Annotated in this window: 29 protein-coding genes; 14 read left to right on the forward strand and 15 right to left on the reverse strand. The window is 70.3% G+C overall.

The window, feature by feature from the left end; all coding sequences use genetic code 11:
• Positions 1-14: 14 nt before the first annotated feature.
• Together ACFVX4_RS18280 and ACFVX4_RS18285 are read right to left on the reverse strand one after the other, a co-directional pair.
• Entirely contained in the window at positions 15-488 is a 474-nt protein-coding gene (locus ACFVX4_RS18280) for a Fur family transcriptional regulator (protein WP_389978000.1), read from the reverse strand.
• A 69-nt stretch (positions 489-557) separates the two neighbouring features.
• Positions 558-1,130 (reverse strand): FABP family protein, encoded by a 573-nt coding sequence (locus ACFVX4_RS18285; protein ID WP_389978002.1) that lies wholly within the window; start codon positions 1,128-1,130, stop codon positions 558-560.
• A gap of 348 nt (positions 1,131-1,478) precedes the next feature.
• On the opposite strand from ACFVX4_RS18285, the gene ACFVX4_RS18290 reads away from it, so the two are divergent.
• Entirely contained in the window at positions 1,479-1,841 is a 363-nt protein-coding gene (locus ACFVX4_RS18290) for a DsrE family protein (RefSeq protein WP_389978005.1), read from the forward strand.
• A 58-nt stretch (positions 1,842-1,899) separates the two neighbouring features.
• On the opposite strand, the gene ACFVX4_RS18295 is transcribed toward ACFVX4_RS18290, so the two are convergent.
• The 8 genes from ACFVX4_RS18295 to ACFVX4_RS18330 form a co-directional block, all read right to left on the reverse strand.
• The gene (locus tag ACFVX4_RS18295) at positions 1,900-2,157 is read right to left on the reverse strand and encodes a DUF3099 domain-containing protein (RefSeq protein ID WP_266416239.1); all 258 of its coding nucleotides are present in this window, start codon (positions 2,155-2,157) and stop codon (positions 1,900-1,902) included.
• Between the two features lie 269 nt (positions 2,158-2,426).
• On the reverse strand, positions 2,427-2,714 hold the full coding sequence (locus ACFVX4_RS18300; RefSeq protein WP_018490348.1) for a DUF1416 domain-containing protein: 288 nt from the start codon (positions 2,712-2,714) through the stop codon (positions 2,427-2,429).
• Between the two features lie 51 nt (positions 2,715-2,765).
• Positions 2,766-3,611: a sulfurtransferase gene (locus ACFVX4_RS18305; protein ID WP_385335566.1), complete on the reverse strand. Its 846-nt coding sequence runs from the start codon at positions 3,609-3,611 to the stop codon at positions 2,766-2,768.
• Between the two features lie 159 nt (positions 3,612-3,770).
• Complete coding sequence (locus ACFVX4_RS18310) at positions 3,771-3,878, reverse strand: putative leader peptide (protein WP_350983699.1); 108 nt, start codon at positions 3,876-3,878, stop codon at positions 3,771-3,773.
• Positions 3,879-4,104: 226 nt separating this feature from the next.
• A complete protein-coding gene (locus ACFVX4_RS18315; protein WP_389978008.1) occupies positions 4,105-4,794 on the reverse strand; it encodes a DUF2993 domain-containing protein in 690 nt (229 codons plus the stop codon).
• Positions 4,795-4,926: 132 nt separating this feature from the next.
• Complete coding sequence (locus tag ACFVX4_RS18320) at positions 4,927-6,345, reverse strand: hypothetical protein (protein ID WP_389978011.1); 1,419 nt, start codon at positions 6,343-6,345, stop codon at positions 4,927-4,929.
• A gap of 10 nt (positions 6,346-6,355) precedes the next feature.
• Positions 6,356-6,610, reverse strand: a complete 255-nt coding sequence (locus tag ACFVX4_RS18325; RefSeq protein ID WP_124717298.1) for a MoaD/ThiS family protein — start codon at positions 6,608-6,610, stop codon at positions 6,356-6,358.
• Positions 6,611-6,651: 41 nt separating this feature from the next.
• Positions 6,652-7,548, reverse strand: a complete 897-nt coding sequence (locus tag ACFVX4_RS18330) for an alpha/beta hydrolase family protein (RefSeq protein WP_389978014.1) — start codon at positions 7,546-7,548, stop codon at positions 6,652-6,654.
• Positions 7,549-7,823: 275 nt separating this feature from the next.
• On the opposite strand from ACFVX4_RS18330, the gene ACFVX4_RS18335 reads away from it, so the two are divergent.
• The 6 genes from ACFVX4_RS18335 to ACFVX4_RS18360 all read left to right on the forward strand — a co-directional run bounded on the left by ACFVX4_RS18335 (position 7,824) and on the right by ACFVX4_RS18360 (position 13,303).
• Positions 7,824-8,627 (forward strand): winged-helix domain-containing protein, encoded by an 804-nt coding sequence (locus tag ACFVX4_RS18335; protein ID WP_389978017.1) that lies wholly within the window; start codon positions 7,824-7,826, stop codon positions 8,625-8,627.
• A 24-nt stretch (positions 8,628-8,651) separates the two neighbouring features.
• A complete protein-coding gene (locus tag ACFVX4_RS18340) occupies positions 8,652-9,689 on the forward strand; it encodes a LacI family DNA-binding transcriptional regulator (RefSeq protein ID WP_266416251.1) in 1,038 nt (345 codons plus the stop codon).
• A gap of 105 nt (positions 9,690-9,794) precedes the next feature.
• On the forward strand, positions 9,795-10,922 hold the full coding sequence (locus ACFVX4_RS18345) for a S1C family serine protease (protein ID WP_389978020.1): 1,128 nt from the start codon (positions 9,795-9,797) through the stop codon (positions 10,920-10,922).
• Between the two features lie 10 nt (positions 10,923-10,932).
• Positions 10,933-11,100: a hypothetical protein gene (locus ACFVX4_RS18350; protein ID WP_389978023.1), complete on the forward strand. Its 168-nt coding sequence runs from the start codon at positions 10,933-10,935 to the stop codon at positions 11,098-11,100.
• 47 nt (positions 11,101-11,147) lie between these two features.
• Positions 11,148-11,879: a response regulator transcription factor gene (locus ACFVX4_RS18355; RefSeq protein ID WP_389978025.1), complete on the forward strand. Its 732-nt coding sequence runs from the start codon at positions 11,148-11,150 to the stop codon at positions 11,877-11,879.
• Positions 11,876-13,303 carry a sensor histidine kinase gene (locus tag ACFVX4_RS18360; RefSeq protein WP_389978027.1) on the forward strand — a complete coding sequence of 476 codons (1,428 nt, stop codon included), beginning with the start codon at positions 11,876-11,878 and terminating at the stop codon, positions 13,301-13,303. Before ACFVX4_RS18355 ends, ACFVX4_RS18360 begins: the two co-directional genes overlap by 4 nt.
• A gap of 10 nt (positions 13,304-13,313) precedes the next feature.
• Here the strand turns inward: ACFVX4_RS18360 and ACFVX4_RS18365 are convergent, their stop codons facing one another.
• The 4 genes from ACFVX4_RS18365 to ACFVX4_RS18380 all read right to left on the reverse strand — a co-directional run bounded on the left by ACFVX4_RS18365 (position 13,314) and on the right by ACFVX4_RS18380 (position 15,989).
• On the reverse strand, positions 13,314-14,207 hold the full coding sequence (locus ACFVX4_RS18365; protein ID WP_389978030.1) for a phosphatidylinositol-specific phospholipase C: 894 nt from the start codon (positions 14,205-14,207) through the stop codon (positions 13,314-13,316).
• 42 nt (positions 14,208-14,249) lie between these two features.
• Positions 14,250-14,594, reverse strand: coding sequence for a hypothetical protein (locus tag ACFVX4_RS18370; protein WP_389978033.1), 345 nt, complete (start codon positions 14,592-14,594; stop codon positions 14,250-14,252).
• Positions 14,595-14,929: 335 nt separating this feature from the next.
• Positions 14,930-15,124 carry a DUF397 domain-containing protein gene (locus ACFVX4_RS18375; RefSeq protein WP_266425566.1) on the reverse strand — a complete coding sequence of 65 codons (195 nt, stop codon included), beginning with the start codon at positions 15,122-15,124 and terminating at the stop codon, positions 14,930-14,932.
• Between the two features lie 13 nt (positions 15,125-15,137).
• A complete protein-coding gene (locus ACFVX4_RS18380; RefSeq protein WP_389978036.1) occupies positions 15,138-15,989 on the reverse strand; it encodes a helix-turn-helix domain-containing protein in 852 nt (283 codons plus the stop codon).
• 244 nt (positions 15,990-16,233) lie between these two features.
• On the opposite strand from ACFVX4_RS18380, the gene ACFVX4_RS18385 reads away from it, so the two are divergent.
• On the forward strand, positions 16,234-16,692 hold the full coding sequence (locus ACFVX4_RS18385; RefSeq protein WP_389978039.1) for an ATP-binding protein: 459 nt from the start codon (positions 16,234-16,236) through the stop codon (positions 16,690-16,692).
• Positions 16,693-16,761: 69 nt separating this feature from the next.
• Here ACFVX4_RS18385 and ACFVX4_RS18390 read toward each other — a convergent pair whose 3' ends face one another.
• Positions 16,762-18,606, reverse strand: coding sequence for a bifunctional metallophosphatase/5'-nucleotidase (locus tag ACFVX4_RS18390; protein ID WP_389978042.1), 1,845 nt, complete (start codon positions 18,604-18,606; stop codon positions 16,762-16,764).
• Between the two features lie 220 nt (positions 18,607-18,826).
• Between ACFVX4_RS18390 and ACFVX4_RS18395 the strand changes: the two genes are divergently transcribed.
• From ACFVX4_RS18395 to ACFVX4_RS18420, 6 genes are all read left to right on the forward strand, one after another.
• Positions 18,827-19,897 (forward strand): YhcG family protein, encoded by a 1,071-nt coding sequence (locus ACFVX4_RS18395; RefSeq protein WP_389978044.1) that lies wholly within the window; start codon positions 18,827-18,829, stop codon positions 19,895-19,897.
• Between the two features lie 58 nt (positions 19,898-19,955).
• Positions 19,956-20,879 carry a mycothiol synthase gene (gene mshD, locus ACFVX4_RS18400; protein ID WP_389978046.1) on the forward strand — a complete coding sequence of 308 codons (924 nt, stop codon included), beginning with the start codon at positions 19,956-19,958 and terminating at the stop codon, positions 20,877-20,879.
• Positions 20,880-20,980: 101 nt separating this feature from the next.
• Complete coding sequence (locus tag ACFVX4_RS18405; RefSeq protein WP_360540100.1) at positions 20,981-21,391, forward strand: GntR family transcriptional regulator; 411 nt, start codon at positions 20,981-20,983, stop codon at positions 21,389-21,391.
• Positions 21,388-22,284: an ABC transporter ATP-binding protein gene (locus ACFVX4_RS18410; RefSeq protein ID WP_389978049.1), complete on the forward strand. Its 897-nt coding sequence runs from the start codon at positions 21,388-21,390 to the stop codon at positions 22,282-22,284. Before ACFVX4_RS18405 ends, ACFVX4_RS18410 begins: the two co-directional genes overlap by 4 nt.
• A complete protein-coding gene (locus ACFVX4_RS18415; protein WP_389978052.1) occupies positions 22,281-22,895 on the forward strand; it encodes a hypothetical protein in 615 nt (204 codons plus the stop codon). Before ACFVX4_RS18410 ends, ACFVX4_RS18415 begins: the two co-directional genes overlap by 4 nt.
• Positions 22,832-23,254 (forward strand): hypothetical protein, encoded by a 423-nt coding sequence (locus ACFVX4_RS18420; protein ID WP_389978055.1) that lies wholly within the window; start codon positions 22,832-22,834, stop codon positions 23,252-23,254. The genes ACFVX4_RS18415 and ACFVX4_RS18420 overlap by 64 nt, the downstream gene beginning before the upstream one ends.
• Positions 23,255-23,517: the final 263 nt, after the last annotated feature.

Genomic DNA, 23,517 nt, shown 5'->3' on the forward strand with positions numbered 1-23,517 from the left:
GGCTCCTGCGCGCCCTACGGCTTGGGACCGGCCGCTTCGGCGGACGTCCCGTCGGCGCCCTCGGACGCCGCCTTCGCCGTGCACCCGGCACAGCGGCCGAAGATCGCGAAGTGCTTCATGTCCGTCTCGAACCCGAAACCGCTCTGCAGCTTCGCGGTGAACTCGGCGACGACATCGACATCGGCCTCGATGACGTCCGTGCAGTCGCGGCAGACCAGATGGATGTGGTGGTGACGGTCGGCCAGGTGGTACGTGGGCGCCCCGTGTCCCAGATGGGCGTGGCTGACCAGCCCCAGCTCCTCCAGGAGCTCCAGGGTCCGGTAGACGGTGGAGATGTTCACGCCGGACGCGGTCCTGCGCACCTCGGAGAGGATGTCGTCGGGCGTCGCGTGTTCCAGCGTGTCGACGGCTTCCAGGACAAGCTGCCGCTGCGGCGTCAGCCGATAGCCGCGCTGCCGGAGATCGGTCTTCCAGTCGGTGCTCACCACACGCCCAGTGTAGGACCGGGTGAGCACCTGTCCGCTGCTGTGCGCGAGCGGAACCCGTGAGCCGGTGGGCTACTTGAAGAAGGCGATGCCGTCGTCCGGCAGGTCGCCGAGGCTCTTCGCCATCGCCTCGACCTCTTCCGGGGTGACGACCTTCTTCAGGTGCGCCGACATGTACGGACGCAGCTCCACCTCGGGGGTGGCCTTCTCGCCGACCCACATCAGGTCGCTCTTCACATAGCCGTACAGCCGCTTGCCACCGCTGTACGGGCCGGAGGCCGCGGTCCGGGCCACCGCGTCGGTGACCAGGTCGATCTGCGGCTTCTTGTCGGCCAGCTCGCCGTACCAGATCTCGATGACGCCCTGGTCACGGGCCATGACGACCTCGACCTTGCGGTCCTTGTCGATGCGCCAGTAGCCGGACTCGGACTCCAGCGGCCTGACCTTCTCGCCCTCGGCGTCGAGCACCCAGCTGTGCGAGACGTACTCCAGGAAGTCGCGGCCGTCGTGGCTGAAGGTGACTTCCTGGCCGAAGTTGCACTGCTCGGCGCCGGGGAAGTCGGAGACACCCACACCCGCCCAGTTGCCGAGGAGGAAGGCCAGCGGGACGAGGTCCGGGTGGAGGTCGGACGGGATCTCGATCATGAGCGGCTCAGACGATCTGTGAGGTGGGGGTGGCTGCGGACGTGACACATCGGGTGCGAGGTGTCACGTTGCTGTGACGGGGCACCCGCGCAAGTGGAGGCGGGGCGTGCGCGGAGTGGTCAGCGCTGACCCTGGTAGAGCTTCTTCACGGTCACGCCGGCGAAGGCGAGAACGCCGACGCAGACCAGGACCAACAGGGCGGAGAAGAATGCCTCAAGCACGGGAACTCCTTGCAACGAGCGTTATGACAGCAGTACGGGGCCGGGCCCCAGCCTAATGGGTTGGGGCCCGGCCCGCCGGTCCGGGGCTTGGCCGGGCCCGCCCCACCCGACGATTACAGTTCGGCGTATGCCGAAGAAGCTCGTGATCAAGGTGACCGCAGGTGCCGACTCCGCCGAGCGCTGCTCGCAGGCGTTCACGGTGGCCGCGGTCGCCGTCGCCAGTGGCGTGGAGGTCTCGCTCTGGCTGACCGGGGAGTCCTCCTGGTTCGCGCTGCCGGGACGCGCCGCCGAGTTCGAACTGCCGCATGCCGCGCCGCTGCCGGATCTGATCGAGTCGATCCAGGCGGGTGGCCGGATCACCCTGTGCACGCAGTGCGCGGCCCGCCGTGACATCACCGAGCAGGACGTCCTGGAGGGCGTACGGATCGCCGGTGCGCAGGTCTTCGTCAGCGAGATCATGGTCGACGGCGTCCAGGCCCTCGTCTACTGACGCCGCCGAAGACGGGCACGAGGACGAAGAGGCGAGGAGAAGACGGGGCGGAGGGGCGCTACCGCCGTTTCTTGCCGTCGAGCTCGTCCCACCACTCGTCGGACTTCGGGTCGCCGGACGGATCGTCCCACCAGCGGTCGTCCGGCCCCCGCCGGTTGGCGACCATGGCCGCGACGGGCGGGATGACCATCGCCACGACGCACATCGCTATCGCGGCGGGCATCGACCACAGCCTGACGAAGGACCAGGCCGATACGAAGAGGACGATGCAGCCGCCCATCATCAGGAAATAGCCGCGACGGCGCCGCGCGTACATGACTCCAGGGTAGGCCTCATCGCCTCCCGTGCGAACGACTCGGACCGCCCGGACGGCGCGAAGGGCCGTACCCCGTCCAGGAAGGCGTCCAACCCCCTGGGGCACGGCCCTTCGGCCGATCTGTGTCGCGGCACGCGGGCCGCGGCGGGAACCGCAGGATCCAGGCCCTGCCCGGTCCTCACCCGAACGGAAGACCCTGGGGCGTGTTCTGGAAGCCCCGGCTGTCTCGCGGGGTCTGACACGCACGCTCGCCGCGTTGCCGAAATGCCCTAGACGGCGATCGCGACCTCGGAGAGACCACCGGTCTGCGCCACGACCGTGCGGTCGGCGCTGCCGCCGGGGACGAGGGCGCGCAGCGTCCAGGTGCCCTCGGCCGCGTAGAAGCGGAACTGTCCGGTCGCCGAGGTCGGGACCTCGGCGGTGAACTCGCCGGTCGAGTCCAGCAGGCGCACGTAGCCGGTGACGGGCTCGCCGTCGCGGGTCACGCTGCCCTGGATGGTGGTCTCACCGGGCTTGATGGTCGAAGCGTCGGGGCCGCCGGCCTTTGCTCCACACATGGTGTTACGTCCTTCTGGGTCGGGGGTCGTGCTGGTCCGGGTCGTGCGGAGTTACTTGTTGGCGCCGAGCTCGATCGGCACACCCACGAGAGAGCCGTACTCGGTCCACGAACCGTCGTAGTTCTTGACGTTCTCCTGGCCGAGCAGCTCGTGCAGCACGAACCAGGTGAGCGCGGAGCGCTCGCCGATACGGCAGTACGCGATGGTGTCCTTCGCCAGGTCGACCTGCTCGGCCTCGTAGAGGGCCTTGAGCTCGTCGTCCGACTTGAAGGTGCCGTCGTCGTTGGCGTTCTTCGACCACGGGATGTTGCGGGCGCTCGGCACGTGGCCGGGGCGCTGGGACTGCTCCTGCGGGAGGTGCGCCGGGGCGAGCAGCTTGCCGCTGAACTCGTCGGGCGAACGCACGTCGACCAGGTTCTGGTTGCCGATCGCCTTCACGATGTCGTCGCGGTAGGCACGGATCGACTCGTCCTGCGGCTGGGCCTTGTACTCGGTGGCCGGGCGGGACGGGATCTGGTCGCCGTCGACCAGGTCGCGGGAGTCGAGCTCCCACTTCTTGCGGCCGCCGTCGAGCAGGCGGACGTCCTGGTGACCGTAGAGCTTGAAGTACCAGAACGCGTAGGACGCGAACCAGTTGTTGTTGCCGCCGTACAGGACGACCGTGGTGTCGTTGCCGATGCCCTTCTCGGACAGCAGCTTCTCGAACCCGGCCTGGTCGATGAAGTCGCGGCGGACCGGGTCCTGGAGGTCCTTGGTCCAGTCGATCCGGATCGCGTTCTTGATGTGGTTCTTCTCGTACGCCGAGGTGTCCTCGTCGACCTCGACGAGAGCGACCTTCGGGTCGTCGATGCGGGCCTCGACCCAGTCGGCGTCTACCAGGACGTCACTGCGGCTCATTCTGTTCTCCTCCGGGGCAGTCTGCGGCGAGATGATGCGAGACGGTGCGTGATGCGGGTGTACGGCGGCGCGGCGTGCGGCACACGTACAACGGCGATCGGGATGGGCCCTGACGTCGGTCCGAGGGCCGGGGGAATGCGGGGTGCCGAAGGCTCCCGCTCAGACAGTGCGACAGAGCATGGCGGCGACGCGGCACAGGTCCACTGCCCGCCGCTTCGTGAGATCCGCCCGTCCCCGCTGTGGGAGACCGCCAATAGAGCACTGCATGGGACCGATCGTAGGGAGGTTCGGGCGGACATGTCACCGCCGTGTCGAATCCTGAGACGCGATCGTCCGTCATGCGAGATGGGACGGGGATCGAGGCGCCCCTCGCGCCGCTCCCGTGCCATCGGCGGGCATCGGCCATCTACGGATCGGACATGGCCGTCTCAATATGTGGCGCGTGCGGGCGTCGAGGCATGCGGCGGGCGGGGCGCGATCCGGGCTCGGGGCCTCAACCGGCGAGCTGCACGTCCGTACCCGTGACCGAGATCTCCAGGCCGTCGGCGGTCGGCTGGATCTTCTGGAGCTTCAGACCGCTCGGCAGGCCGCCGACCTCCCGGTCGAAGTCGGTCTTCTGGCGCACCATCCCCTCCAGCCCGGGGACGCCCGCACCCGGCACCTTGTCCGCGTGCACCCGGAGGGTGTGGCCGTCGACGAGGGTGACGGTGGAGAGCACGCTGCGCGAGATCGGGCGGCCGAGGATGTCGACCGTGCCGGTCACCTTCACCTTGTTGTTGCCGCCGTACTCGACGGCGACGCCGTCGCTGGCAGCCTCGGTGAGGTCCTTGTACGAGATGACGGCGGTGCCCGTGGCCCGGGCGGCGGTGGCGCTGGAGTAGTCGTCGGCCAGCTTCACGTCGTGCAGCGCGGCGTCCATCCTGCTGATCCGGAGCCGGCGGCCGTTGGTGGCGGTCTCGATGCCGGTGATCTCGACATCGACCTCGTCGAGCCGGTCTCCGGCGACCTGCGTCAGGAACGGGAATCCCTTGATGGAGACGTCCGTCGAGCCGATCATGGCACCGGTGATCCGGATCCGCCCGGCCGCCTGCGACTCGGCGAAGTACACCGCCGCCCGGTCGACGGCGACGAAGATCCCGCCCAGGACCACCACGATGACCAGCAGTATCCGCAGTGCACGCATGCCCGCTCTTTCCCCCACCCTGCAATCCGGCCGGATCCCTGGCGCCCCGCACGTCCACCGAACGTGCACGGCGCCCCGGGTGATCGACGAGCGGGCACCCCTCTTCGGTTCCCTGGGCGGTCCGGTCCCGCGCTACGAGATCGCGCGGCCGATCAGGTACACGGCGGGCGCCGCGGCGGTGAGCGGCAGCGCCACACCGGCGGTCATGTGGACGAAGCGCGACGGGTAGTCGTAGCTCGCCACCCGCAGCCCGATCAGCGCACAGACCCCCGCCGCGAGGCCGAGCAGCGCGCCCTTCGTGCCCAGGTCGGTGAGTGTCCCGGCCACGGCGCCACCACCTGCGGCGGCGAGCAGCGCCACCACGACCGAGGCCGGTCCGGGCAGCGGCACCGCGCGGACGAGCACCGCGACCGCGACGGCCACCGCGCCCACCGTCACCGCGTCCGGGACCGCCGCGAGGTGTCCGGCGGCCAGGACCGAGAGGGCGGCCGACGCGACGGTGGCCATCAGCCCCTGCATCCGCTCGTCGGCGCTCGCATGGCTGCGCAGCTGGAGGACCACGGTGAGCAGCACCCAGATGCCGAGGGTGCCGAGGATGGCGGCCGGTCCGTTCTCCCGGCCCGCGGCGAGCAGCGCGATGTCGGCGACGAGGCCGCCCGCGAACGCGAGCGCGATGCCCTGCCGGGCCGGCCACATGCCGTTGAGCCGGAACCAGCCGGCCGCGGTCACGGCCTGGAGCAGCACCAGCGGTACGACCAGGGCGTACGGCCCGATCGCGGCGCCCAGGGCGAGCAGCAGCCCGAGTCCGGCGGTGATCCCGGCGGGCTGCACGCCCGGCGCGATGATCGGCGAGCGGCCCTCGGCGCGGGCCCGCTGGGCCTCGGTGATGCGGCTGTTGCCCAGGGTGGTGGGGGCGCTGTAGCCGGCCGCGTCGTGCGCGGAGTCGGGGGGCGTGGCGCCCTGGGCGGGCCCGGCCGGCTCGGCGGCGGGGGCGGCAGGTGCCACCGGCGCCTCGGGCGGCAGCGGGTACGAGCCCGAGGCGCCCTGCGGCGTCAGATGGGGCGGCAGGTAGGCGGTCTCGGCGGCGGCCGGAACGGGCTGCACGGGCTGGGCCGGCTGCGCGTGCCGGGCGGACTGGATGACCGGCTGGTACCGGGTGTCCCAGGTCTGGCCCTCCCACGTCTGCGCGACAGCGGGGTCCTGCGGAGCGTGGGCCGCGGGCGCGGCGGGCTCCTGCGCGTAATCACCCGGCCAGGCCTGCCCGGGACTCGCCTGAGGTGCCTGGGGCCCCTGGTTCTGGTCGTACACGCCCTGCGCCTGCTGCGGGGATCCGTACGACGGATACGAGGGCTGCTGACCGTACGGCTGCGCGCCGTAGGCCTCTCCCCCGTACGACTGCGCACCGTACGACTGGTCGCCGTACGACTGGTCGCCGTACGGCTGCGCACCGTGTGCCTGCGGCTCCCGGCCGTCCGACGGGTCGTCGTGGCCCGGACCGTACCCGTGACGCGGGTCCTGTCCGTACGGATGCTGTTGATCGTTGCTGCTCATGTTCTGCGGTTCACCCTCCTGCGAACGGCGGGAGCACCTCGACCGTGCCGCCCTCGGCAAGGCGTACGGTCTCATGGCCGCGGGTCCCCACGGGGTCACCGTCGATGAGGAACGAGCACCTTTGCAGCACTCGGGTGAGCTCTCCGGGGTGCCTTTCACGCACCGCGTCGAGCGCCTCGGCGAGGGTCGCAGCCGTGTACGGCTCCTCCGCGGTCCCGGCCGCGGCCTTGGCGGCGGCCCAGTAGCGGATGGTTCCCGCAGGCATGGTGCCACTCCTCTCGTCTCTCGTCAGCTGTCCATCATCGGTCACGGCGCCGTCGCCCAGTCGGCGATGCGGGTGAGCAAGGTCTCGTCCGCGGCGTTCTCCGCATGCCCCATGCCGCGCTCCAGCCACAGTTCGGCACCGTCGCCCGCCGCGTCGGCCAGCGAGCGCGGGTGGTCCAGCGGGAAGTACGGGTCCCGGTCGCCGTGCACGATCAGCAGCGGCGCCGGAGCGATCAGTCCGGCGGCCTCGACCGGCGAGAGCGGCACCGGATCCCAAGCGTTGCGGTCGATCCGGGTGTGCAGGCCGTAGCGGCCGACCACCCGGCCCATGGGGCGGGTGACCACCCAGTGCAGGCGGCGCATCGGGGCCGTGCCCCGGTAGTACCAGCGGGCGGGAGCGCTCACGGCCACCACCGCATCCGCGTGCGCCTCCATACGCGCCCCGGTGCGCCCCTCACGCTCCACAACGCCACCGGCTTCCGCGTCGTCCGTCGGCCGCGCCGCGTACAGCGCCCCGTGCCGCAGCACCACGGAACCGCCCATCGAGAACCCGACGGTCACCACCCGGCGGTGTCCGAGCGCCCGCGCCCACGCCACCGCCGCCGCCAGATCCAGCACCTCGCGGTCGCCCACCGTCGACCGCCCGCCGGACCCGCCGTGCCCCCGGAACGAGAACGTGACCACGGCCGCACGCCCGGCGAACACCCCGGCGGCACGGCGCACCGCGGGCCTGTCCACCGAGCCGGTGAAACCGTGCGCGAGCACGATCGCAGTACCGTCGAAGGATGCCCCCGCAGCGGCCCCGGAACCCGCCGTACACGGTTCGTACACCGCCTCGATCCGCACCCCGTCATCGGTACGCAATGTGGTGCGCAGGGGACCGGGCGTGATCGAGGGAACAGCGGAACTCCGAAATCGCCCCTCGGACACAGAACTCATGTGGGCTATTGTGCTGGGAAGAGGATCCGGGCAGAGCAGCCCCCGGGTCCTTTTGTGCTTTCCAGGCGTTGTTACGGCGACGTTTCCACAAGCTCAGCGGTCCCAGGGCGCGGGACCGCACCCGTGGGACCAGCACGAAACGTACGAAGAAGTGCCGCATACTCCCCCGGGCCCGGCCCGGGAGTGCCCCTCTCGCAGGGAACGAGGAGGACCGACGTAATGGGCGAGCGAACCGTGCACGATCATCGACCGACGACCCAGGCAGGTGGGCGGCGATGAGTTCACTGCTGCTCCTGACGAATGCCCTTCAACCGTCGACGGAGGTGCTCCCCGCCCTCGGTCTCCTGCTTCACAGTGTGCGGGTGGCGCCGGCCGAAGGCCCCGCTCTCGTCGACACGCCCGGTGCCGACGTCATCCTGATCGACGGCCGCCGCGATCTCCCCCAGGTGCGGTCGCTCTGCCAGCTGCTGCGGTCCACCGGACCGGGCTGTCCGCTGATCCTCGTCGTGACGGAGGGCGGTCTCGCGGCCGTCACCGCCGACTGGGGCATCGACGACGTACTGCTGGACACGGCGGGACCGGCCGAGGTCGAGGCCCGGCTGCGGCTGGCCACCGGCCGGCAGCAGATCACCGCCGACGACTCCCCGATGGAGATCCGCAACGGCGACCTCTCGGTCGACGAGGCCACGTACAGCGCGAAGCTGAAGGGCCGGGTCCTGGACCTGACCTTCAAGGAATTCGAACTGCTCAAGTACCTGGCGCAGCACCCGGGCCGGGTCTTCACCCGCGCCCAGCTGCTCCAGGAGGTCTGGGGCTACGACTACTTCGGCGGCACGCGCACGGTCGACGTCCATGTGCGGCGGCTGCGCGCCAAGTTCGGCCCCGAGCACGAGTCGCTGATCGGCACGGTCCGCAACGTCGGCTACCGCTTCGTGGCACCCGAGAAGGTGGAGCGCGCGGCCGACGAGGCGAAGGACCGGGCCGCGGCGAGGGCGGCCGCCGAACCCGTAACCCGTTCGGAGCAGTCACGGGCTGCCGGGGTACCGGAAGAAGCCCCGGTCCGGCCTGCCGGAAGGTAGGTATATCCGCGTAGACTGCCGCGCGTGGCCAAGGTGACGCGGGACGATGTGGCGAGACTGGCGGGGACGTCGACCGCGGTCGTCAGCTACGTCATCAACAACGGACCGAGGCCGGTCGCCCCGGCCACGCGCGAGCGGGTACTCGCCGCGATCAAGGAGCTGGGCTACCGGCCGGACCGGGTTGCCCAGGCGATGGCCTCGCGGCGGACCGATCTCATAGGGATGATCGTGCCGGACGCCCGGCAGCCGTTCTTCGCGGAAATGGCGCACGCGGTCGAACAGGCCGCCGCCGAGCGCGGGAAGATGGTGCTCGTCGGCAACTCCGACTACCGCGACGAGCGCGAGGTCCACTATCTGCGGGCCTTCCTCGGCATGCGGGTCTCCGGCCTGATCCTGGTCAGCCAGGGCCCCAGCGAGCGGGCGGCGGCCGAGATAGAGGCGTGGGACGCGCGGGTCGTGCTGTTGCACGAGCGGCCGGAGGCGATCGACGACGTCGCGGTCGTCACCGACGACGTCGGCGGGGCCCAACTCGCCACCCGGCACCTGCTGGAGCACGGCAACGAGTACGTGGCCTGCCTCGGCGGCGTGGAGTCCACCCCGGCGGTCGGTGACCCGGTCGCCGACCACGTCGAGGGCTGGCGCCGTGCGATGCACGAGTCGGGACGCTCGACGGAGGGGCGGCTCTTCCAGGCCCCGTACAACCGTTACGACGCCTACCAGGTGGCGCTGAAGCTGCTCGCCGGGCCGGACCGGCCGCCGGCGATCTTCTGCTCGACGGACGACCAGGCCATCGGTGTGCTGCGGGCCGCGCGCGAGCTGCGGATCGATGTGCCCGGGGAGCTCGCGGTGGCGGGCTTCGACGACGTGAAGGAAGCCGGTCTGACCGATCCGCCGCTGACGACGGTCTTCTCGGACCGCCCGGCGATGGCACGGGCCGCGGTGGACCTGGTGCTCGACGACTCGCTGCGGGTGTCGGGGTCGCGGCGGGAGCGGCTGAAGCAGTTCCCCTCGGCGCTGGTGGTACGGCGCTCCTGCGGCTGCGGGGAGCCGACGGCCAGGTAGACCGGTCCTCGGGCAGCCACTCCTTATATCGGGCATACGAGGTTCTGCCGGGCTTCTCAGGACGTGCTCAGGTTTCTCTCATCTTCGCCGGACACGCTCGTAGGCATGACAGAGAGCCAGCGCCCGAGCGGCGAGTACCCGATGTACCCGTACGGCAACGGCGACACGGCCTACCCGCCGCCGCCGTCATACCGGCCCGCGCAGCCGATCGCGACGGGCCCCGGAACCACCGTGTGGCCCGGCGGGAACGGCTCCGACGGGCACGGCGGCGACGGCGGCAGCGGACCCGCCTTCCCGCCGCCCGCGCCGCCGGAGCCGGCCGCGCCCCGGCACCGGGCCAGGCGGCCGGTCGCCCTGCTGGCAGCCGTGGCGATCGCGGCGGCGATCGTCGGCGGCGGCACCGCCACCGTCATCGAGCAGCTCACCGGCAGTAGCACGAACAGCGCGAGCAGTGTCATCCCCGGCACCACCGTCTCGCAGAGCAGCAAGGGCACCGTCGCCGGTGTCGCCAAGGCCGTCTCGCCGATGATCGTCGAGATCAACGCGACCTCGACCGCGGGCGAGTCCACCGGCTCCGGCGTGATCATCACCCCCGACGGCGAGATCGTCACCAACAACCACGTCATCTCCGGCGCCTCGTCGGTCAAGGTGTCGCTCAGCACGGGCAAGACGTACACCGCCGACGTGGTCGGCACCGACCCCGCCAAGGACCTCGCGCTCATCAAGCTCCGGGGTGCGAGCGGCCTGAAGACGGCCACGCTGGGCGACTCCTCGGCGGTCGCGGTCGGCGACCAGGTCGTCGCGATCGGCTCGCCCGAGGGCCTCACCGGCACCGTCACCAGCGGCATCGTCTCCGCCCTCGACCGCGATGTCACCGTCGCCAAGGAGGACGGCAGCGGCCAGGGGCAGGGCGGGCGGGGCGGCAACGGGCAGAGCGGCGGCGAGCAGTGGCCGTTCGAGTTCGGCGGCCGGCAGTTCAACGGCGACACCGGCAACTCCACCACCACGTACAAGGCCATCCAGACCGACGCCTCGCTCAACCCCGGCAACTCCGGCGGCGCGCTCATCAATATGAATGGCGAGATCATCGGCATCAACTCCGCCATGTACTCGGCGAGTTCGGCCGGCGGATCCGACAGTTCGAGCGCGGGCAGCGTGGGTCTCGGCTTCGCCATCCCGGTGAACACGCTCAAGGCCGATCTCGACACCCTGCGGGCCGGCAACAGTTCCTGAGGAGACACTCATGCACCACCCCGCCCACACTCCCACCGGCCCGGCCGACCTGGCTCTGCCCCTCGCCCTCGTCACGGAACGGGCCGCGCACGGGCCGCGCCGGGCCCCGGAGGTCCGTGCCACCACCGGTCGCGGGCGCCGGGCCGCACGACGACGCGCCGTGGCCGTGCGAGGCTGAGAGGCGGAAGGCACAGCGGTACGGGAACGAGAAGAGGACAACGAGCGATGAGCCCCGCCGAAGACGATCCGCAGCGCATCCTGATCGTCGACGACGAGCCCGCCGTACGCGAGGCCCTGCAACGCAGTCTCGCGTTCGAGGGCTACGGCACGGAGGTGGCCGTCGACGGTCTCGACGCCCTCGCCAGGGCCGAGTCGTACGCCCCCGACCTCATCGTCCTCGACATCCAGATGCCCCGGATGGACGGCCTGACCGCCGCCCGCCGGCTCCGCTCCACGGGCACCACCACCCCCATCCTGATGCTCACCGCCCGCGACACCGTCGGCGACCGGGTCACCGGTCTCGACGCGGGCGCCGACGACTACCTGGTCAAGCCCTTCGAACTGGACGAGCTCCTCGCCCGCATCCGGGCCCTGCTGCGCCGCAGCTCGTACGCGGCCGCGGCGGGCGGCGGCGTCCCCGACGACGATGTGCTGGCCTTCGCGGACCTCCGGATGAACCTCGCCACCCGCGAGGTCACCCGGGGCGCCCGCCGGGTCGAGCTGACCCGCACGGAGTTCACCCTCCTGGAGATGTTCCTGGCCCACCCCCGGCAGGTGCTGACCCGCGAGCAGATCCTGAAGGCGGTGTGGGGCTTCGACTTCGAGCCGAGCTCCAACTCCCTGGACGTGTACGTGATGTACCTGCGCCGCAAGACGGAGGCGGGCGGCGAACCGCGCCTCGTGCACACGGTGCGGGGGGTCGGCTACGCGCTCCGCTCCGGCGGCGGTGACGGATGACCGGGGCGCTGCGCCGGCTCCGCGCCCTTCCGCTGCGCTCCCGGCTCGCACTGCTGGTGGCGACGGCGGTGGCGGCTGCCGTCGCGGTGGTGGCGGCGGCCTGCTGGGTCGTGACGAAGGTGCAGCTGGAGAACCAGATGGATGCCTCGCTGCGCAATGTCTCGGTCAGCGACGAGTACATGCAGAAACTGTTCATCGCCTGCACCCGCCCCGACCGGGCGACCGTCCCACCGGTCGGAGGGACGTACACCGTGCAGCTCGTCACCGTGTCCGGGAGCACCTGCACCTCCGCCGGGGCCTCGCCGATCGGCGTGACGGCCGCCGACATCGCCGTGGCCGCCGGTGTGCGGGACAACGCCCTGCACACGGCCAGCACGAAGAGCGGCAAGAAGATGCGCGTGTACACATACGCGTACGAGACCCACAACCCGGCGCCCGGCCTGGTCCCGGGAAGCTTCGCGGTCTCCGTCGCCCGTCCGATGAGCGAGATCGACGACCCGCTGTCCACCCTCGCCTGGGTACTCCTGGCCGTCGCCGGTATCGGCGCCGTCGGCGCGGGCGCGGCCGGCCTCTGGGTCGCCCGCACCGGGCTGCGCCCCGTCGACGAGCTCACCGAGGCCGTCGAGCACGTCGCCCGTACCGAGGACCTCACCGTCCGCATCCCGGTCGACGGCGAGGACGAGATCGCCCGGCTGTCCCGCTCCTTCAACTCGATGACCGCGTCGCTGGCCAGCTCCCGCGACCGCCAGGCCCAGCTGATCGCCGACGCGGGGCACGAGCTACGGACCCCGCTGACGTCCCTGCGCACCAACATCGAGCTCCTCGCCCGCAGCGACGACACCGGCCGCGCCATCCCGCCCGACGACCGCAGGGCCCTGATGATCTCGGTCAAGGCGCAGATGACCGAGCTGGCCTCGCTCATCGGCGACCTCCAGGAACTGGCCCGCCCCGACGCCCCCGGCCCCGGCCCGCTCCAGGTCGTCGCGCTGCACGACATCGCGGACACGGCCCTGGAGCGGGCCCGGCTGCGTGGACCCGAGCTGACCATCAGGGCGGACCTGACCTCTTGGTACGTACGGGCCGAGCCCGCCGCGCTGGAACGGGCGGTGGTCAACGTCCTGGACAACGCGGTCAAGTTCAGCCCGCCCCACGGCACGATCGAGATCGCCCTGCGCGACGGCGAACTGACCGTACGGGACCAGGGACCCGGCATCCCCGCCGACGAACTCCCCCACGTCTTCGAACGCTTCTGGCGTTCCCCCTCCGCCCGCCAGCTCCCCGGCTCGGGCCTGGGGCTGTCGATCGTCGCCCGCACGGTCCAGCAGTCGGGCGGCGAGATCACCCTGCGCCCGGCGGCGGACGGTCCGGGCACGGTCGCCTCGATCCGGCTGCCGGGGGCGCCGCAGCCGCCGCCGGAACTCTGACCGCGGGCCCTCAGACCCCCGGGTTGTGCCGGATCAGGGATTCGACCAGGCCGGACCGGGTGGCGGGGAAGTCCAGCGGGACGATGCCGAGGCCGGTCCAGCCGGCTGCCTCCGAGCCGTCCAGGAACGACTGCACCTGCGGGTTGAGCCGGTCCGCGTTCCAGCGCGGCGGCATCAGGGCGGCCGTGCTGACGTAGTTCATGTATAGCTTCCCGGGCTGCTGGGCGGCCTTGCGGAACTGGGCCTCGATCTTCGGGTACTTGGCGAACGGCTCCGCCATGTAGTCGTCCTGGATGTCGAAGAGCTCCGAGTCGGCGTACCGGACACCGGGCAGCCCGCCGTTGTCGGCGAGCAGCACGACCTTGCCGCGCGCCTCGCCCAGCGAGGGCAGCGCCGGATCGATGCGGAACAGCGGCCGCCAGCCCCTGCCGTCGAGGTAGTCGTCGAAGACCGCCCGGAACGCCGCGTCGCTCTCCTCCGAGTACTCCTGCTTGACCCGCATCAGCACGGTCTCGGTGGGGTGCGCCGCCAGGAAGTCCCAGCAGGCGCCCAGCACATCGCCGAACATCAGGTTCTGGTACGAGGCCCCGTGATGGATCGCGAAGGAGCCGCCGGTGATTCGGCACCGTACGTCGAGAAAGCGTATGCCGCTGTTCAACTGCTCGGCGATCGTGGTGTTCTGGCACTCGGTCCAGGGGCCGCCATAGCGGGCGCCGGAGTCGTGCGACCCGGGGATCGTGAGGCGTTGCAGCACGGTGGCGTCGGAGATGGCGCCCATCCAGTCCTGGGTGGTGAGGACTTGGCGGGTCGCGGCACCCGCGGGGCCCGTGCCGATCAGGACGGTGGCGGTGGCGGCGAGGGCGCCGGCCAGGAAGTTCCGGCGAGTGGCGGTGTACGGGCTCATGCGGGGGTTGCCTCCGTCTGCCGTGGGGGGTCAGCCGTCAGATTATGGCGGGTGCACGTCACCACGGGAACCCGGGCGGACGGTCCACTCGATCCAGGCGCCCCGGTGACTCAGCGAGAAGCCGCAGGGTTCGCCGCGATGGAGCGCGCCGACGGCACCGACGCATCCGCCGCCGTCGACCCAACTCAGCGCCCGATGCCGCTCCATGGGCGGCAGATCGGCGGCCAGCGCGCGCACGTTCAGCCGGATGAAGCGGATGGCCTCGGCGGGGTCGAGGGCCATGTGCCGGGACACCTCGGCGATCTCGTCCGCCTCCATCGTGCGGTAGGTGACCCGCTCGCACCAGAACACGCGCGTTGCGGAGGGTACGGGTTGTTGCTCGCGCACGGAACTCCTCCTGGCGCCACATCGGAACCGCCCCGCACCTGCGGCCGGCGTGACGAGCGGCAGGCGCGGGACGACCCTTCGGAACGCCGCTCAACCGGCGCAGGTTTGAACGGAGTTGCACATCCGGTCATGACTCACCGAGGAGCCGAGCCGACTGGAGGCGCCACCCGAAGCTAGCGTTTTAAGCGAGCCCGTTTCAAGTGTTTGACGTCTAACGAGTGAGGTGCAGATAGTCGACGCGTGCAGCCCGACCGGCTAATTCAAGCCACCCGGATACACCAAGGGCGGCCCCCACCTGCGCCGATGGGAACCGCCCGAAGCGAGAGCGCCAGAGATCAGGCCAGATCGTCGAACTCGCCTTCCTTGGCGCCACCGAGGAAGGCACGGAGCTTGGCCCGGGTCGTACGGATGACCACGCCCGGGTTGTCACTCTCGCGCATCAGGATCTCGCCACCGTACTCGGCCAGCTCAAGGCAGTTATTGCCATCGGCATTCGATGACTTCGACGACTTTCGCCACTGGATTTCTATTGTTCTCACGCCTTCATACTTGTAGTGCGATGGTACGAATGAAGTCCCGTGTCTTCTCCGGGTCGAGGGAACGCTCTTCGGTCCGATTCAGAGCAACCCGCCAGTTCTCAAGGCTTGTTTCAGCGTCCAGGAACCCCGATCCGGTCGCAGTGTCCGTCTGCGCGGTGTCGAGCTGTGGCACGGGACCGTAGAGGTATTGTGCCGAACTGTTGGCGTGCGGGAAACCGCCCGCCGCGAAGGGGATCGCGCGGATGACGACGTTTTCCCGCTCCGACTGCAGCAGCAGATAGTCGAGTTGACTGCGCGCAATGGCGGAGCCGCCGTAGACCATCCGCAGCGCCGCCTCGTGGACCAGGAACACACAACGGGGCTGATCCACCCGATCGAGCACGTCCCGGCGCTTCAGCCGATGGGAAAGCAAGCGCCGTTGATGCGCCGGGCTGAGCGGCGGGACGGCCTCCGCGAACACGGCCCTCGCGTAGTCCTCGGTCTGGAGCAGCCCAGGAATGTGCATGATCTCGACCGAGCGCAGGCCAGCGGCGTGGTGCTCCAACTCGGCCAGGTCGAGGGCGTCGCTGGTGAGCTCGCCCCGATAATCCTCCCACCAGCCGTTTATGCGCTCTCGCGCCATCTCCGCGAGCGCATCGATATATGCCTCGTCGGAGCACCCGTAGTGCTCGGCCCATGCACGAACCCGCTCGGTGCTGACACCGAACCGCCCGGATTCGATGTTGCTCACCGTGGTGCGGTCCGTGCTCAGCATCGCACCTGCTTCCGTGAGCGAAAGCCCCATGCGCTCACGCATCTTGCGCATCTCAGCACCCAGTCGGCGCTGGCGCGCCGTGGGCGCCTTCCTTGATGGCATCGATCTCTCCTCTCCCCGGGTCAGTGTGGCCCGTTACCCATCGAGGCGCACATCGTTCATGACATTACACAGATGCGTCCAACGCGTGAGGCGCATCGGCTATGGTCGCCACACCACCGCGCCGCTCGCCGGTAGACCCGAAGTGCAGCCGTACACACGCATGTTGACCCGCGTCTGCGTACGGCCATCGCCACGGACGACGAGCGACGCACCCGTTCGCACCGCACCGCGTTGGGAGAACGACATGACCCACGTCCACGCCACCGCATACTCCACGCCACCGGGCCCACAGGGCGGCGAGATCTATCGGCTCGCCCTGCCGAACACGTCCAGCGCCGCGAAACTCTCGCGCGACTTCATCGCGTCGCTGCTCACCGTCAGCAGACACCGCGGCCTGGTCGACGACGCGCGTCTGTGCGTCACGGAGGTGGTCACCAACGCCCACCGTCACACGCGTACGTCCCTGATCCGGGTCCGCGTGACCGTCCAGCGCAAGCTGGTCACCGTCTCCGTCGCGGACGACGAGCACTGGGCCCTGCCCGAGCCACCGGCCTTCCGCGAGGTGAGAGAACAGGAGGGCGGGCGTGGGCTGTTGCTCGTGGAGCAGCTGGCGTTCACCTGGGGGATGACCGTGCTGGGTGGCTGCTTCCCGTACCGGAAGGCGGTCTGGTTCACGCTCGCCCGAGCCGGGTCGGCGCCCTGAACGGGCCGTGGAAACGCGGAAGGGCGGTGGGCCCGCCGGCCCACCGCCCCGCTCACCCGCGTACGGGAGTTACTGGATGACCGTGATCCGGTCCGCCGCCGGCGGGGCCAGCGGTGCCTCGGCCGTGGAGTGCGCCGCCAGGTAGGCGTTGAACACGTCCAGGTCAGAGGCGCCGACCAGCTTGTTCGTGCCCTGGCCGAGCGCCGCGAAGCCGTCGCCGCCGCCTGCCAGGAACTCGTTCATCGCGACGCGGTAGCTCTTGGCGGGGTCGATCGCCTCGCCGTTCAGCTTGATCGTGTCGGTGACCACGCGGGCCGCGCCGGTCTTCGTCATGTCCAGGGTGTAGGTGAGGCCCTTGGAGATCTGGAGGATCTTCGGGCTGGCCTCGTTGGAGCCGCTGACCTGCTGCTGGAGCGCCTCGACCAGCTGGGCGCCGGTCAGGTCGACGACGTTCATCATGTTGGTGAAGGGCTGCACGGTGAAGGACTCCCCGTACGTCACCACCCCGTCGCCCTCGGCGCCGCTCGCCTTGTGCACCAGGTCCGCGCGGATACCGCCCGGGTTCATGAAGGCGACGACCGCCCCGCCCTTGTCCGCCGGGGCCAGGCCCTCCAGCTGGGCGTCGGCGATCACGTCACCGAGCGGCTTCTCAAGGGCCTTGGAGCCGCGGCCTTCGATGTCGGCGGAGATGTAGCCCTGCGGCTTGTTCGCGATGGGCGCCGCGAGGGCGTTCCAGCGGGCGATCAGGAACTCCATGTCGGAGGCCCTGCGCTGGTCCCGGCTGACGATGTGGTTCGCCGACTTCGGGTTCGAGGCACCGGCCGACTCCACCGACGTACGGACGATGTCCTTGGTGCGGCGGTCGTAGGTGAGGGTCGTGTCCGTGTAGACCTTACCGAACGACGACGCCGAGGTGACCAGGCGCGGGTTGCCCGCCGGGTCCGGGATCGTGCACACGTACGCCTGGTGGGTGTGGCCCGTGACCAGGGCGTCGACCTTGGGCGTGATGCCCTTGGCGATGTCGGTGATCGGCCCGGAGATGCCGTCACCGGCGCCCGAGCTGTCGCAGTCGTAGTTGTACGAGCTGGAGGCCGGGGCCCCGCCCTCGTGGATCAGCGCGACAATGGACTTGACGCCCTGCCGGTCCAGCTCCTTGGCGTACTTGTTGATCGTCTCGATCTCGTCGTGGAACTTCAGGCCCTTGACGCCGTTGGCCGTGACCACGTTCGGCGTGCCCTCCAGGGTCACCCCGATGAAGCCGATCCTGACGCCGTTCTTCTTCCACACCGTGTACGGCTTGAGGATCGGCCTGCCGGTCTTCTCGCTCGTCACGTTGGCGGCGAGGTAGGGGAAGTCGGCGCCCTTGAACTTCTTGTTCTTCTCGTAGCACCCCTCGACCGGGTGGCAGCCGCCGTTCTGGAGGCGGGTCAGCTCGGTGGCGCCCTCGTCGAACTCGTGGTTGCCGACGCTCGTCACATCGAGGTCGATCTTGTTGAGCGCCTCGATGGTCGGCTCGTCGTGGAAGAGACCGGACAACAGCGGGCTCGCGCCCACCATGTCACCACCGGCCGCGGTGATCGAGTACGGGTGGCCCTTGCGCGCGGTGCGCAGCGAGGACGCGAGGTACTCGACGCCACCGGCCGGAATCTCCTTGGCCGAGCCGTCGGGCTGCGTCTCGAAGACCTTGCCCGCCTTGCCGTCCGGCGGCTCCAGGGTCCCGTGCAGGTCGTTGAAGGACAGCAGCTGTACGTCGACGGTACGGCCCGGCTTGTGGTGCCCGTGCCCGTGTCCATGGCCGTGGCGGTCCTGGGCGCCGGCCGGCATCGCGGCGACAAGCGCGCCGACGGTGGCAAGCCCGGCCGCCGCGGCGAGCACCCGCCGGGGCGCGCGGTTCTTCTGCGGTGTCGCTGACATCGGTCCCCTTGTGAGTTCAGCGGGAGGTTCGAAAGTGATGACGAGTCTGGAGACTTCGTGCGCAGCCTAGGGTCAACGCGCGTAGCGCGACAGGTTTCCCGGGTTACGAACTGGTTGCCATGCGGTGGGTATGGCCCCAAACAGCCACAGGTCACTCGTATGGCTCACATATGCGGGCAGAAACGTCCCGGCACGCATGTACGGCGCAAGCCTGTACGCCATGGACAACGAAACGGAATCCAAGGCCGTCGTACCTGGCCAGCGGGCGTCCGAACTACCACCGGGCTTCCACGAGATGATCGACGACCTGAAGTCGATCGTGCGGGGCGCACATGTGCGGGCCCAACTGAAGGTCAACACCGAGATGCTCCAGATGTACTGGGAGATCGGGCGGACGATCCTGACGCGACAGCGGGAGGAGAAGTGGGGCGCCAAGGTCATCGCCCGCATTGCCGCCGAGTTGAAGGCGGAGTTCCCGACCCAACGGGGATTCAGCACGCGGAGCCTTCAGTACATGCAGCAGATGGCTCGAACATGGCCCGAACGATTTGCGCAACAGGCTGTTGCGCAATTGCCGTGGGGCCACATCGTCTCCCTCATGACCGCCTGCAAAACCCGCCCTGAACTGAACTTCTACGCCCAGCACGCAGTCCGCAACGGCTGGTCCCGGGACGATCTGACCTCGGCGATCCACCACGCCCTGCACCTCTCCCACGCCGCCGCGATCAACAACTTCGACGCCGTCATCCCCGAACGGTCCGAGGCCGCGAAGGAGATCATCAAGGACCCGTACCGGCTCGACTTCACCGAACTGGGTGGCAGGCACACGGAGCGGGACCTGGAGGACGCCCTCGTGGCCCACCTCATCAGGTTCCTCACCGAGCTGGGCGTGGGCTTCGCCTTCGTGGGGCGGCAGTACCCCGTGGTCGTGGGCGACAGCGAATACCGCATCGACCTGCTCTTCTACCACTGCAAGCTGCACTGCTACGTCGTGCTGGAACTGAAGACCCGAAAAGCTCACCCCGAGCACTTCGGGCAGCTCGGGTTCTATGTGTCCGTGGTCGACGATCTGGTGCGGGACAAGGAGTTCGACGGGCCCACCATCGGCATTCTCATCGCCGAGAGCCGCGACCGGTCGATGGTCGAGTACGCGTTGCGCGGCCACAACCAGCCGCTGGCCGTCAGCACCTACGCCGGCCTGCCCGACCGCGTGCGCGAGCTGCTGCCCAGTGCCGAAGATCTCTCCCGTATCGCCGACGGTGTACTGAACACGCCGCAGACCACGGCCTGAGTCCCGAAGCACCCGCACACCACCCCGGCACCCACCCCGCCCCCGTACGCTCGTAGGCATGACGACTGACGCACCCCTCCCCGCCCCCGGACGCGAGATCCGGACGCTCGACGTGCTCTCCCCCGAGCAGGCGGAAGCCGTATCCGATCTGCTCGCCGAGGCGGCCCTGTCCGACGGCCGGCAGGCCGTGTCGGAGCAGGGGCGGCTGCAGCTGCGGGGCGGGCGGCGCGAGGGGGTGCGGCATCTGCTGCTGAGCAGCGGCCCGGTCCTGGTCGGGTACGCGCAGCTGGAGGACACCGACCCCGTCGAGGCGCCGGCCGCCGAGCTGGTCGTGCATCCCTCGTACCGCGGGCAGGGCCACGGGCGGGCGCTGGGCGCGGCGCTGCTCGCCACGACCGGGAAGCGGCTGCGGGTGTGGGCGCACGGCGGGAAGTCCGCGGCGCGGCATCTCGCGCAGGTCCTCGGCCTCTCGCTCTTCCGCGAACTGCGCCAGCTGCGCCGCCCGTTGAGCCCGCTGGGCATCGGTGAGCCGGTACTGCCGCCCGGCGTCACCGTCCGCACCTTCGTGCCCGGCGAGGACGACGCCGCCTGGCTCACGGTGAACAGCGCCGCCTTCGCGCACCACCCGGAGCAGGGTTCGCTGACCCAGCGCGACCTGGACGACCGCAAGGCGGAGCCGTGGTTCGACCCGAAGGGGTTCTTCCTGGCCGAGCGCGACGGCGAGCTGATCGGCTTCCACTGGACGAAGACGCACGCCGAGGAGCAGCTCGGTGAGGTGTACGTCGTCGGCATCCTGCCCGACGCGCAGGGCGGCGGACTCGGCAAGGCGCTCACCGCGATCGGGCTGCGCCATCTGGCCGCCCAGGGGCTGCCGACCGCGATGCTCTACGTGGACGCGGACAACAAGGCGGCGCTGGCCGTCTACGAGCGGATGGGCTTCGTGACGCACGAGGTGGACCTGATGTACCGCACGGAGTCCTGAGGCAAGGGGCTACAAGCCCAACTCACCCGGGGGCGGCGTCGCTTGACGCCGCCCCTTCCTTGCGCCACTCTTTCACTACTCAATTAGTGAAAGGGGTGAACATGGCAGAGTCCGCAGCGGTCGAGTACCGCATCGACCGGCGCAGCGGCGTCGCCACGTACCTCCAGATCGTCCAGCAGACCAAGCAGGCGCTCCGCCTCGGCCTGCTGGAGCCCGGCGACCGGCTGCCCACCGCGCGCGAGGTCGTCGAAGCCACCGCGATCAACCCGAACACCGTGCTCAAGGCCTACCGGGAGCTGGAGCGCGAGGGCCTGGTCGAGGCCCGGCGCGGGCTCGGCACCTTCGTCACCCGGGCCCTCGGCGGCGCGGCGGCCGCCGACGACGCACCGCTGCGCGCCGAACTCGCCGACTGGACCCGCCGGGCCCGCGCGGCCGGGCTGGAGAAGGACGACGTGAGCGCGCTCTTCACCGCCGTACTGGACAGGACTTTCGAGGGGGATCAGGCCGGATGACAGGCGCTGCGATCGAGGCCACCGGCCTCGGAATGAAGTACCGGGGCAGAGGCAGGGGCTGGGCGCTGCGCGGCTGCTCCTTCCGGCTGCCCGCCGGGCGGGTGTGCGCCCTCGTCGGGCCCAACGGCGCGGGCAAGTCCACCCTGCTCGCCCTCGCGGCCGGCTTCCTGCGGCCGTCGGAGGGGACGGTACGGGTGCTGGGCGCGGCGCCCGGCCAGGCCCGTGCCCGGATGGCCTTCGTGGCCCAGGACAAGCCGCTGTACCCGCAGTTGACGGTCGCCGCGACGCTCTGGGCGGGCGCCGAGCTGAACCCCGCCACCTGGGACCAGGACACCGCCGAACGCATCGCCGGGGAGCTCCCGCGCGACGCCGCGGTCCGTGCCCTGTCCGGCGGCCAGCGCACCCGGCTCGCCCTGGCCCTCGCGCTGGGCAAGCGGCCCGAACTGCTGCTGCTGGACGAGCCGATGGCCGACCTCGACCCGCTCGCCCGCCACCAGCTGATGGGCGCGCTGATGGCGGAGGCCGCCGAGCACTCCACCACCATCGTGATGTCCTCGCACATCCTCACCGAGCTGGAGGGCGCCTGCGACTACCTCCTGCTCGTCGACGGCGGCCGGGTCCGCCTCGGCGGCGAGACGGAGGACCTCCTCGCCGCGCACACCCTGCTCACCGGTCCGGTACGGGACACCGCACCGCACACCGTCGTCGAGTCCCGCACCGCGGGACGTCTGAAGACCGCACTCGTACGGAGGCAAGGACCCGTGGACACGGACGTCTGGGAGGCCACCGAGCCTTCCCTGGAGGAACTGCTGCTGGCGCATCTGCGGTCGCCGGAGGTCCCGGCGCTGCTGACGCCGAGCGCCGAGGCCGGGCTGGAGGTGGCGGCCGTATGAGCACGATCGCCCTGCGCGGCCCGAACCGCGTCGTCCTGGCTCAGCACCGGCAGGCCCTTCAGCTCCTGGGCGCGCTCCCCCTCCTGGCCGTCGTCGCGCTGGTCGGCACCTGGCTGTGGACCGACCATGTCGCGAACGCCTTCGCCGCGACGGGCTGCTCGGTCCGGCACACCGTGCCCGGCTGTGTCGACACGGTCAACGAATACCTCGACCGCCAGAACTGGATGAAGGATGTCCTCGACTGGTCCGGCCTGCTGATGTTGGTCCTCCCCGCGTTCGTCGGCATCTTCGTGGCCGGCCCGGTGATCGCCCGCGAGATGGAGAGCGGCACATACAAGCTTGCGTGGTCCCAGTCCGTGACACCCACACGCTGGCTCGCCGCCAAACTCGCAGTACCCGCCGTCGCGACGCTGGCCTCCGTCTCCGTGCTGTCGGCCGCCTGCGCCTGGGCGCAGACACGGGAGAACGCGATACACCGCCCGTCCGAGCGGTACTCCCGTGAGTGTACGGCTCAATCGGGACCGTCCCCGTCGGCTACGCCCTGTGCATGCTGGCCCTCGGCGCACTCGCCGGGCTGCTGCTGCGGCGCACCGTCGCCGCGATGGTCGTGACCGTGATCGGATACGGCGCGCTGGTGGTGGCCCTGAACACCGTGCGCAACGGTCTGTGGCCCTCGCTGACGCACACGTTCAAGCCGTTCAGCGAATACCGGTTCCCCGACGGAGCCGTCGACACCGGAGAAGGCTGGGTGACCAGCAGCGGCGAACGGCTGCCCGCCGATGCATGCCTGAGCTGGCACAACGACCTCAAGCAGTGCCTGGCCGACAAGGACATCACCCTCCGCTACCTCGACTACCACCCCGCCTCGCACTTCTGGCCCCTCCAGCTCGTCGAGACCGGCATCCTGCTCGCCCTGGCCGCCCTCGCCGTCGCCGTCGCCTTCCGGGTGCTGCGCCGCCGCCACGGCTGACGTCCGTACGTTCCGGGCCCCTCCCCGGGGCCCGGAAACGGTTCATATGACCAATCCGCGCACGGCACACCGCTTCCTGCACGTCATGTCGCCGTTACCAGCCATTCAGAAGCGCTTGCGACCCTCTCGAAATGCAGCCAGCTGTGCCGACCCCCCGCAACGGGAGAAATCCCGGCGGAGACCGCACGAACGACGTCAACCGTGCGTTCCCCGCGATCTCCGCACCTTCCGGCGCGCCCCCGGAGCCATCCGCGCGGAACAAT

The organism is Streptomyces sp. NPDC058240 (genome assembly GCF_042882135.1).
Taxonomy (GTDB): Bacteria; Actinomycetota; Actinomycetes; order Streptomycetales; family Streptomycetaceae; genus Streptomyces.

What these genes read in the sequence shown, in the direction of transcription:
- ACFVX4_RS18390 (WP_389978042.1), bottom strand. Translation starts at nt 18,606, where the DNA reads ATGTCAGCGACACCGCAGAAGAACCGCGCGCCCCGGCGGGTGCTCGCC.
- ACFVX4_RS18335 (WP_389978017.1), top strand. Translation starts at nt 7,824, where the DNA reads ATGAGTTCACTGCTGCTCCTGACGAATGCCCTTCAACCGTCGACGGAG.
- ACFVX4_RS18355 (WP_389978025.1), top strand. Translation starts at nt 11,148, where the DNA reads ATGAGCCCCGCCGAAGACGATCCGCAGCGCATCCTGATCGTCGACGAC.
- ACFVX4_RS18395 (WP_389978044.1), top strand. Translation starts at nt 18,827, where the DNA reads ATGGACAACGAAACGGAATCCAAGGCCGTCGTACCTGGCCAGCGGGCG.
- mshD (WP_389978046.1), top strand. Translation starts at nt 19,956, where the DNA reads ATGACGACTGACGCACCCCTCCCCGCCCCCGGACGCGAGATCCGGACG.
- ACFVX4_RS18330 (WP_389978014.1), bottom strand. Translation starts at nt 7,548, where the DNA reads ATGAGTTCTGTGTCCGAGGGGCGATTTCGGAGTTCCGCTGTTCCCTCG.
- ACFVX4_RS18365 (WP_389978030.1), bottom strand. Translation starts at nt 14,207, where the DNA reads ATGAGCCCGTACACCGCCACTCGCCGGAACTTCCTGGCCGGCGCCCTC.
- ACFVX4_RS18320 (WP_389978011.1), bottom strand. Translation starts at nt 6,345, where the DNA reads ATGAGCAGCAACGATCAACAGCATCCGTACGGACAGGACCCGCGTCAC.
- ACFVX4_RS18325 (WP_124717298.1), bottom strand. Translation starts at nt 6,610, where the DNA reads ATGCCTGCGGGAACCATCCGCTACTGGGCCGCCGCCAAGGCCGCGGCC.
- ACFVX4_RS18305 (WP_385335566.1), bottom strand. Translation starts at nt 3,611, where the DNA reads ATGAGCCGCAGTGACGTCCTGGTAGACGCCGACTGGGTCGAGGCCCGC.
- ACFVX4_RS18420 (WP_389978055.1), top strand. Translation starts at nt 22,832, where the DNA reads ATGCTGGCCCTCGGCGCACTCGCCGGGCTGCTGCTGCGGCGCACCGTC.
- ACFVX4_RS18360 (WP_389978027.1), top strand. Translation starts at nt 11,876, where the DNA reads ATGACCGGGGCGCTGCGCCGGCTCCGCGCCCTTCCGCTGCGCTCCCGG.
- ACFVX4_RS18310 (WP_350983699.1), bottom strand. Translation starts at nt 3,878, where the DNA reads ATGCAGTGCTCTATTGGCGGTCTCCCACAGCGGGGACGGGCGGATCTC.
- ACFVX4_RS18415 (WP_389978052.1), top strand. Translation starts at nt 22,281, where the DNA reads ATGAGCACGATCGCCCTGCGCGGCCCGAACCGCGTCGTCCTGGCTCAG.
- ACFVX4_RS18350 (WP_389978023.1), top strand. Translation starts at nt 10,933, where the DNA reads ATGCACCACCCCGCCCACACTCCCACCGGCCCGGCCGACCTGGCTCTG.
- ACFVX4_RS18290 (WP_389978005.1), top strand. Translation starts at nt 1,479, where the DNA reads ATGCCGAAGAAGCTCGTGATCAAGGTGACCGCAGGTGCCGACTCCGCC.
- ACFVX4_RS18380 (WP_389978036.1), bottom strand. Translation starts at nt 15,989, where the DNA reads ATGCCATCAAGGAAGGCGCCCACGGCGCGCCAGCGCCGACTGGGTGCT.
- ACFVX4_RS18300 (WP_018490348.1), bottom strand. Translation starts at nt 2,714, where the DNA reads ATGTGTGGAGCAAAGGCCGGCGGCCCCGACGCTTCGACCATCAAGCCC.
- ACFVX4_RS18345 (WP_389978020.1), top strand. Translation starts at nt 9,795, where the DNA reads ATGACAGAGAGCCAGCGCCCGAGCGGCGAGTACCCGATGTACCCGTAC.
- ACFVX4_RS18405 (WP_360540100.1), top strand. Translation starts at nt 20,981, where the DNA reads ATGGCAGAGTCCGCAGCGGTCGAGTACCGCATCGACCGGCGCAGCGGC.
- ACFVX4_RS18285 (WP_389978002.1), bottom strand. Translation starts at nt 1,130, where the DNA reads ATGATCGAGATCCCGTCCGACCTCCACCCGGACCTCGTCCCGCTGGCC.
- ACFVX4_RS18385 (WP_389978039.1), top strand. Translation starts at nt 16,234, where the DNA reads ATGACCCACGTCCACGCCACCGCATACTCCACGCCACCGGGCCCACAG.
- ACFVX4_RS18295 (WP_266416239.1), bottom strand. Translation starts at nt 2,157, where the DNA reads ATGTACGCGCGGCGCCGTCGCGGCTATTTCCTGATGATGGGCGGCTGC.
- ACFVX4_RS18315 (WP_389978008.1), bottom strand. Translation starts at nt 4,794, where the DNA reads ATGCGTGCACTGCGGATACTGCTGGTCATCGTGGTGGTCCTGGGCGGG.
- ACFVX4_RS18410 (WP_389978049.1), top strand. Translation starts at nt 21,388, where the DNA reads ATGACAGGCGCTGCGATCGAGGCCACCGGCCTCGGAATGAAGTACCGG.